Source organism: Mesorhizobium sp. B2-8-9, from assembly GCF_006439475.1.
GTDB lineage: Bacteria > Pseudomonadota > Alphaproteobacteria > Rhizobiales > Rhizobiaceae > Mesorhizobium.
This window is the reverse complement of the sequence record NZ_VFTQ01000036.1, coordinates 53,073-60,876: the sequence shown is the minus strand read 5'-3', so window position 1 is coordinate 60,876 and position 7,804 is coordinate 53,073. Positions and strand designations below refer to the sequence as shown.

Here is a 7,804-nt window from a genome sequence, read left to right as displayed (position 1 = left end):
CTACTGCCTACTGCCTACTGCCTACTGCCTACTGCCTACTGCCTACTGCCTACTGCCTACCTCACCACCTTCACCACCGTCCTGTCCGACAGCAACGGAAGCAGCCTCGCCATGGTTCGTGCCGTCACCGCCACGCAGCCTTGCGTCGGCGTGAAGCCCGGCCGGGCCAGATGGAAGAAGATCGCGCTGCCGCGCCCGCGCCGGCGCGGTGCGATGTTCCAGTCGAGCACCAGGCAGACATCGTAAAGCCGATCGTCGCGCTTCATCCGCTCATGGCTGGCGCCATAGGGGATCTTGACCGGGCGATTGTAGTTGCGGTCGTCCGGCACCTCGCACCAGCCGAGATCCGGGCCGATCGGCGCCATCGGCAGCCTCGTCCTGCGTCCGCCCGCAAAATGATCGCCCCGGAAATAGCCTGACAGGATGCGCATCGACGCCAACGGCGTCGCGCCGTCCCCTTCATGCTTGTTGGCGGAGATGCCGCCGCGCCCCAAAGCGCAGGGAAACACCGTTTTGCCGGCTTGCAGGAAGCCTTGCGCGGGGTTGCCGGGGCGCGCGCGCACTACCAAAACGCTCAAGCCCTTCGGCAAAAATGCGCCCGACGCATTGCGCGCACGTTTTTTCTTGTATGATTGGGTCACGGAACAAATCACTGTGATCGGCTGTTGCGCCGGTGAGCTTCCGCATAAATGGGGGGAGGTCAACTGAATATTCTTTTTAAAACAACGGATTGATCCATGACATCACGTACCATTCTGATCGTTGATGACGACGACGACTTGCGAGCCACCCTGGTTGAGCAGCTGGCGCTCTACGAAGAATTCGACGTCCAGCAAGAAGCGACCGCCGCAAAAGGCGTTGCCGCGGCGCGCAGCGGCGTCGTCGACCTGCTCATCATGGATGTCGGCCTGCCCGACATGGATGGCCGCGAGGCGGTGAAGATCCTGCGCAAGGGCGGCTACAAGGCGCCGATCATCATGCTGACCGGCCACGACACCGATTCCGACACGATCCTGGGTCTCGAGGCCGGCGCCAACGATTATGTGACCAAACCTTTCCGCTTTGCCGTGCTGCTCGCGCGCATCCGCGCCCAGCTTCGCCAGCACGAGCAAAGCGAGGACGCGACCTTCTCGGTCGGTCCCTACACGTTCAAGCCCAGCCAGAAGCTGCTGATCGATCCGCGCGGCGCCAAGGTGCGGCTGACCGAGAAGGAAGCCTCGATCATCAAATACCTCTACCGCGCCGACCAGAAGGTGGTGACGCGCGACGTTCTTTTGGAAGAGGTCTGGGGCTACAATTCCGGCGTCACCACGCACACGCTGGAGACCCATGTCTACCGGTTGCGCCAGAAGATCGAGCGCGATCCTTCCAATGCCGAAATTCTTGTGACAGAAAGCGGCGGCTACAAGCTGGTTCCTTAAACATTTCATGATCAAGAGCAATTCCAGGAAAAGTGTGAAACGGTTGGGCTCGGCGGCTTCGCCGAGGACGACCGTCCGGAATTGCGTCGAAACAAACATTTAGGGCGGTCGGGCGGGACCGCTTCGGGTACGATCCTGGTGCTGGAGGGTGATGGGGTCGGCTCGTTGCACGCATCGCATGATGCACGGTGGAGCGTTTCGCGAGCCCAGGAGGGCGCGCCGCTCCAAAGGAGGGACTGGACTGACCGCTCGGGGACACAGCTAGGATGGCGCTGGATGACGACATCCGCATTCTGTCAAGCGTGAAGCTTTTCCAGGGCTTCACGCAGGAACAGCTGCGCCTGCTTGCCTTCGGCGCCGAGACCACCGTGCTGCAGGCCGACCATAAGCTGTACCGCGAGGACGATGTCGCTGATTCTGCTTATATCGTGGTCAGCGGTTTGATCGCGCTCTATCGGGAGCTGGGCGGCGAACGCGTCCCGATCGGTACGGCAGGCCCAGGCACCATGCTGAGCGAACTGGCGCTGATCGCCGATACCAACCGGCTGACCAGCGCCTCGGCCGCGGTCGACTCGGAAGTGATCCGATTGAGCCGCAAGATGTTCCACCGGATCCTGGAAGAATATCCGGAGATCGCGGTGCTGTTGCATGAGCGCATCCTGGAGGAATTCCAGCAGATGATCGCCCGCATCGAGGAGCTGGCGCCCAGATTTACGGAGTAGGATGGCGCCGGCCAGAAAGCGCCTTCGTCATTCTAGGGCGGAGCAAGGAGCGAAGCGACGCGCGCAGACCCTAGAATCCATTCCGTGACGTTGACGCTTCGCAGCATTGCAGAATGAGGTTTTCTGGGCGAAGCGGCCTGCCCAAGGCTTCTTTGTTCTGCATCGTTGCATCCTTCGGCACCGATAACGGAATGGATCCTAGGGTCTGCGCGCCGCTACGCGGCGCTCCGCCCTAGGAGGACGAACGCGAAGGTTTGCGTCTCTTGGCCGCCGACGTCCAACCTCAATCCAATTCAAACTTCGCAATCACCGGCACATGATCGGACGGCTTCTCCCAGCCGCGCGCCGCCTTGAGAATCTCGTAGCCGGCAAAGCTCGACACCAGATTGGCGGATGACCAGATATGATCGAGACGGCGGCCGCGGTTCGACGCCTGCCAATCTTTCGCGCGGTAGCTCCACCAGGTGTAGAGTTTCTGCTCGGCCGGCACGTTGAGCCGCATCAGGTCGACCCAGCCGCCGGCCGTGCGCATCGCCTCGAAATTTGTCGTCTCGACCGGCGTGTGGCTGACGACGTTGAGCAATTGCTTGTGCGACCAGACGTCGTGCTCCTGCGGTGCGATGTTCAGGTCTCCGACCAGGATCGAGGCGGACGATTCGTCCCCGCTCGCCGGTACGGAGTTCATCTCGTAGACGAAATCGAGCTTGTGCCTGAATTTGCGGTTGATCTCCGGATCCGGCTCGTCGCCGCCGGCGGGCACGTAGAAATTATGCACCAGCACCGACTTGCCGCCCGCCTGCACCCTGACCGACAGATGCCGGCTGTCATCGATCTCGCAGAACCGTCGCTTTTCGACCAGCTCGATCGGGCGGCGGGCGACGGTGGCGACGCCGTGATAGCCCTTCTGGCCGTGGAACAGCATGTGCTCGTAGCCCGCCTTGCGGAAGGCTTTTTCCGGGAACAGCTCGTCGGGAACCTTGGTCTCCTGCAGGCAGAGCACATCGGGCGCGTGCTCTTTCAGGAGCCGCTCGACGATCGGCATGCGCAGGCGCACGGAGTTGATGTTCCAGGTGGCGATGGTGAAGGGCATTCAGGCGGGGTCCGGCAAGAGATCGCCGATCTAGTGCCAGCCGCGCGCGGTAAAGACAAGCCGGACTATGCCCTTCGCCAGGTTGTAGGTTCGCTGAGATTCAGGTCAGGACGAGCCGAGAATGGTGGTTTCCGAGAACCGGAGCGGAGCGTACTTGAAGTACGTGAGCACCGGAAGCGCAGGAAGCCGCCATTCGCAGGCCGGCCTCACCTGAATATCGGCGGACCTACCTGGTCTTGGTATTGAGCTCTCTGTTCGCCGTATAGTCGATCGCGAAAGTGTCGGCCGGGAAGTTGCCGCCTTCCTTGACGTTGAAGATCATCACCGTCGTGTCTTTCCCTTGAGCGTCGGTGATCGTCCACTGGCGCAGCTCGTAGGTCTTCGGATCGAACATCATGGTGATCGTCGCATTGCCGAACACCGATTTGTCGGAAAGCTTGATGGTGGTGAGGTCGTCCTCTTCCTTGACCGCCTTGACGCGCCCGCCGGAGAGGTCGATCCGGTCGTCGAGCAGCAATTTCAGCGGCGTCTTCGACAGTGGGTAGAGGTCGGAGGTGTTGAGCTTCTTATTGAGGATCACCACCGACTTGCCGTCGGAGATGACGCGGAAGTTCGAGGATCCGTCATAGTTGAAGCGGATCTTGCCCGGACGTTCGAGGAAGAACTTGCCGCCGGTCTGCTCGCCTTTCGGCCCGAACTGGACGAACTCGCCGCTCATCGACTTCACCGAGGAGAAATGGTCGGCGATCTTCTGCGCCGCCGGCGGCACGGCGGCCTGCGCGGCGGCCATGAGCTGATAGCCCGGCACGAGATTGAGAGCGGCGGCTCCGCCAAGCATCAGGCCGAGGCCAAGGACCTGGCGGCGGGTGAGGGCGAATTCGGTCTGGGTCTTCATGCCGGTCACTTTCTGTGATTCGTGTCGCCGCAGTTTCTGGACTCCCACTAGGGCCTAAGTTTGGCGGGTAGGCGAGAGCCCGCATTGAACGCGCCAGACGATTTCCGGTTGCCTGCTGACCCGGATCGGTGTCTCGCCGCGCCAGGGTTTGTCGAGATTCAGGTCAGGCCGAGTCGAAAATGGTGGTTTCCGAGAACCGGAGCGGAGCGTACTTTTCGTACGTGAGCACCGGAAGCGCAGGAAGCCGCCATTTGCAGGCCGGCCTCACCTGAATATCGATAAGCCCTAGAATTTGTCCTCTTCTGTCGGCACCAGGATCTCACGTTTGCCGGCGTGATTGGCCGGGCCGACAATGCCTTCCTTCTCCATCTTCTCGATGATCGAGGCGGCGCGGTTATAGCCGATGCCGAGCCGACGCTGGATGTAGCTGGTCGAGGCCTTGCCGTCGCGCAGCACCACCGCCACCGCCTGGTCGTACGGGTCGTCGGAATCCTCGAAATTGCCGCCGCCACCGCCGCCGGAGCCGCCCTTGCCCGACGGACCGTCCTCGTCGTCCTCCTCGTCGTCCTCGGTGATGGCGTCGAGATATTCCGGCACGCCCTGCAGCTTCAGATGCCCGACGACCTTCTCGACCTCATCGTCCGAGACGAACGGGCCGTGGACGCGCTGGATGCGCCCGCCGCCTGCCATGTAGAGCATGTCGCCCATGCCGAGCAGCTGCTCGGCGCCCTGCTCGCCAAGAATGGTGCGGCTGTCGATCTTCGACGTCACCTGGAAGGAGATGCGGGTCGGGAAATTGGCCTTGATGGTGCCGGTGATGACGTCGACCGACGGGCGCTGCGTCGCCATGATGACATGGATGCCGGCGGCGCGTGCCATCTGCGCCAGGCGCTGCACCGCGCCTTCGATGTCCTTGCCGGCCACCATCATCAGGTCGGCCATCTCGTCGATGATGACCACGATATAGGGCATCGGCTCGAGATCGAGGTCCTCGGTCTCGTAGATCGCCTCGCCCGTCTGGCGGTCGAAGCCGGTCTGCACCGTGCGAGAGATCTTTTCGCCCTTCTTCTCGGCCTGCTGGACGCGCGCATTGAAGCCGTCGATGTTGCGCACGCCGACCTTGGACATCTTGCGATAGCGGTCCTCCATCTCGCGCACCGTCCATTTCAGCGCGACGACCGCCTTCTTCGGATCGGTAACGACCGGCGTGAGCAAATGCGGGATGCCGTCATAGACCGACAATTCCAGCATCTTGGGGTCGATCATAATCAGCCGGCATTCCTGCGGCGTCAGCCGGTAGAGCAGCGACAGGATCATGGTGTTGATGGCGACCGATTTGCCCGAGCCGGTGGTGCCGGCGACCAGCACGTGCGGCATCTTGGCGATGTCGACGATGACGGCCTCGCCGTTGATCGTCTTGCCGAGCGCCAGCGCCAGCTTGGCCTTGGTCGTCTCGAAATCGCGGCTGGCCATGATCTCTCTGAGATAGACCGTCTCGCGCTTGGCGTTGGGCAGCTCGATGCCGATGGCGTTGCGTCCCGGAACGACGGCGACGCGGCAGGCGATCGCGCTCATCGAGCGGGCGATGTCGTCGGAAAGGCCGATGACGCGCGAGGACTTGATGCCGGGCGCGGGCTCCAACTCGTAAAGTGTGACGACCGGACCGGGTCGCACATGGATGATCTCGCCCTTGACGCCGAAATCTTCCAGCACGCCTTCGAGCAGGCGCGCGTTCTGCTCCAGCGCGTCCTTCGACAGGCTTGGATCCTTGGCGATGTTCTTCGGCTCGGACAGGAAGTGCAGCGACGGCATCTCGAACGTGTCGGAGCCGATCAGCGAGGTCTGCGCCTCGCGCTGGACGCGGGCGCCCGGCACGGGTCGCGCCGCCGGCGCCGCGACGCGGGTCGCGGCATCGGAGCGGAAATTCTGTACCCTGGCGCCCGGCGCGGCGCGGCGCGGCGTGGGCGCCTCGTCGTCGAAATCGTCAACGTCGGCGTCTTCGTCCGCCTCGTCGCCGAAAATGTCTTCATCGACCGGATCGACCGAAACGCTGCGGTCATTGACCATGGCGGCGAAGAATTCCGGCTCGACGCGGGCGCGGCCGCCGGGGCTCATGCGGGCCTCGGCGAACTCGGCCGATTCGACCCGCTCGGCCGCGCGGCGCCAGGCGCTTGCCTTCGGTTCCATCGGCGGTTCGAATTCATCGCGCTCGCGCCTGCGCCGCTCGGCGCGGCGGTGCAGGAAGGCGCGGAACGACAGCCACCAATGGGTAATGGCGCCGAGCGCGAGTATCCCCTCGTCGCCCTCGTCCTCATCCTCGTCGAACAGCATCTCGTCCTGCTCGCGCGGATCGGGCCGGGCGGCGCGCTCCGTGACGGCAAAGCCGTTCTTGCGCGCGATCAGCGCCGAGCCATAGGCGAACAGCCACAACATCGGCGCGGCGAGGATGACCGCTATGATGCTGGCGAACAGGCCTTTCGGATAACCGCCGACCGCGATGCCAGGGATTTTCAGCACCATGTCGCCGAACACGCCGCCGAGGCCGGTGGGCAGCGGCCAGGTGTTTGGCGGCGTCACGCAGCCGGCGATGGCCGCGGCGGTGAGCGCAAAGCCGAACCAGGCGAAGCCGCGCTTCGGCAATTTGTCGACGCCGCGCGCGGAAAACAGAAGGAAACCCCAGATCACCGCCGGCACCAGCCCCGCGACGGCGGCAAGGCCGAAGAACTGCATGGCGAGGTCGGAGAACACCGCGCCTGCATAGCCCATGGCGTTGGTGACGACGTTGCTGGTGGCGTGCGAGAAGCTCGGATCGGCGACATTCCATGTGGCTAGAGCGGCAATGCCGAAGGCGGTGAACAAGAACAGCCCCGCGCCGACCAGCCGCCCGACCTGACGCCGCGCGAATGCCTGGATGCCGTGCCCCGTATCGGTCAGCGCGAGCGGTGCTGAAGCGCCTGAACGCATGCTCTTCCCCGTGATCGTTGCCTGGCCGGGCGCATGGCGCATTCCGGCAGATTCGAACGCCAGACTATCGGGGGGAAGGTTAAGGCCGCATTAACCATGGGCCTTTACCCGCATGGCGCGGAGACCATGGCGCGGAAACAAAAATGGCAGGCCTCGCGGCCCGCCACCTCCCTGTCTTCAAACGCCGATAGGATCAGGCCCTTCCGAGACCTGACCTTCCACGATCACTTGTTGGCGCCGCCATAGGCCATGAGATTGGCGCAGAATTCGGCGTGAGGCTTGCTCATCGCCGCGTCCTGGCATTCCTTCATCATCATGTCCTGCTTGTCCTTCGGCATCGAAGCCCAGGCCGCCTTGAAGTCGGCTTCCGGCTTCATGGTCTTCATGCTGGAGTCGGTGAAGAACGGGGCCATGTTGGACGGCTCATCGAGAGCACCGGCGAGTGCAACGCCGCTGATCATCGAAAGAGCCATTGCTCCCAGGACGATGTTCTTGATGTTCATCAGGTGGTTTCCTTCCCTCTTGTTCTGGGGGACGCCTTGATGACGCCCGCTATCCCAGTACGGAATCTGACGGGCTGATGTTTCATGCCGGCGGATCAAGTGAATGTGATCGAAACGGCTTGGATCATCGCCCGACAAAAAGGAGGCCCGGAAGGGTGTTCCGGGCCTCAAGGCGTGAGCCCCTTTCGAGAGCGTCACGACGGGATCTT

General features: G+C 63.0%; 7 protein-coding genes. 2 read left to right on the top strand and 5 right to left on the bottom strand.

Going from position 1 to position 7,804, the window contains the following annotated elements:
* Positions 1-56: 56 nt before the first annotated feature.
* On the bottom strand, positions 57-653 hold the full coding sequence (locus tag FJ423_RS29450; RefSeq protein ID WP_140545467.1) for a L,D-transpeptidase: 597 nt from the start codon (positions 651-653) through the stop codon (positions 57-59).
* A gap of 84 nt (positions 654-737) precedes the next feature.
* On the opposite strand from FJ423_RS29450, the gene FJ423_RS29445 reads away from it, so the two are divergent.
* Together FJ423_RS29445 and FJ423_RS29440 are read left to right on the top strand one after the other, a co-directional pair.
* Positions 738-1,421, top strand: a complete 684-nt coding sequence (locus tag FJ423_RS29445; protein ID WP_095769573.1) for a response regulator transcription factor — start codon at positions 738-740, stop codon at positions 1,419-1,421.
* Between the two features lie 266 nt (positions 1,422-1,687).
* Positions 1,688-2,143 carry a cyclic nucleotide-binding domain-containing protein gene (locus FJ423_RS29440; protein ID WP_140846384.1) on the top strand — a complete coding sequence of 152 codons (456 nt, stop codon included), beginning with the start codon at positions 1,688-1,690 and terminating at the stop codon, positions 2,141-2,143.
* A gap of 283 nt (positions 2,144-2,426) precedes the next feature.
* Here FJ423_RS29440 and xth read toward each other — a convergent pair whose 3' ends face one another.
* The 4 genes from xth to FJ423_RS29420 all read right to left on the bottom strand — a co-directional run bounded on the left by xth (position 2,427) and on the right by FJ423_RS29420 (position 7,595).
* A complete protein-coding gene (gene xth / locus FJ423_RS29435; RefSeq protein ID WP_140846383.1) occupies positions 2,427-3,233 on the bottom strand; it encodes an exodeoxyribonuclease III in 807 nt (268 codons plus the stop codon).
* 226 nt (positions 3,234-3,459) lie between these two features.
* Entirely contained in the window at positions 3,460-4,128 is a 669-nt protein-coding gene (locus FJ423_RS29430) for an outer membrane lipoprotein carrier protein LolA (RefSeq protein ID WP_140846382.1), read from the bottom strand.
* Between the two features lie 285 nt (positions 4,129-4,413).
* On the bottom strand, positions 4,414-7,092 hold the full coding sequence (locus tag FJ423_RS29425; protein WP_140846381.1) for a DNA translocase FtsK: 2,679 nt from the start codon (positions 7,090-7,092) through the stop codon (positions 4,414-4,416).
* Between the two features lie 224 nt (positions 7,093-7,316).
* Positions 7,317-7,595 (bottom strand): hypothetical protein, encoded by a 279-nt coding sequence (locus FJ423_RS29420; RefSeq protein ID WP_140698272.1) that lies wholly within the window; start codon positions 7,593-7,595, stop codon positions 7,317-7,319.
* Positions 7,596-7,804: the final 209 nt, after the last annotated feature.

What these genes read in the sequence shown, in the direction of transcription:
- FJ423_RS29420 (WP_140698272.1), bottom strand. Translation starts at nt 7,595, where the DNA reads ATGAACATCAAGAACATCGTCCTGGGAGCAATGGCTCTTTCGATGATC.
- xth (WP_140846383.1), bottom strand. Translation starts at nt 3,233, where the DNA reads ATGCCCTTCACCATCGCCACCTGGAACATCAACTCCGTGCGCCTGCGC.
- FJ423_RS29440 (WP_140846384.1), top strand. Translation starts at nt 1,688, where the DNA reads ATGGCGCTGGATGACGACATCCGCATTCTGTCAAGCGTGAAGCTTTTC.
- FJ423_RS29445 (WP_095769573.1), top strand. Translation starts at nt 738, where the DNA reads ATGACATCACGTACCATTCTGATCGTTGATGACGACGACGACTTGCGA.
- FJ423_RS29430 (WP_140846382.1), bottom strand. Translation starts at nt 4,128, where the DNA reads ATGAAGACCCAGACCGAATTCGCCCTCACCCGCCGCCAGGTCCTTGGC.
- FJ423_RS29425 (WP_140846381.1), bottom strand. Translation starts at nt 7,092, where the DNA reads ATGCGTTCAGGCGCTTCAGCACCGCTCGCGCTGACCGATACGGGGCAC.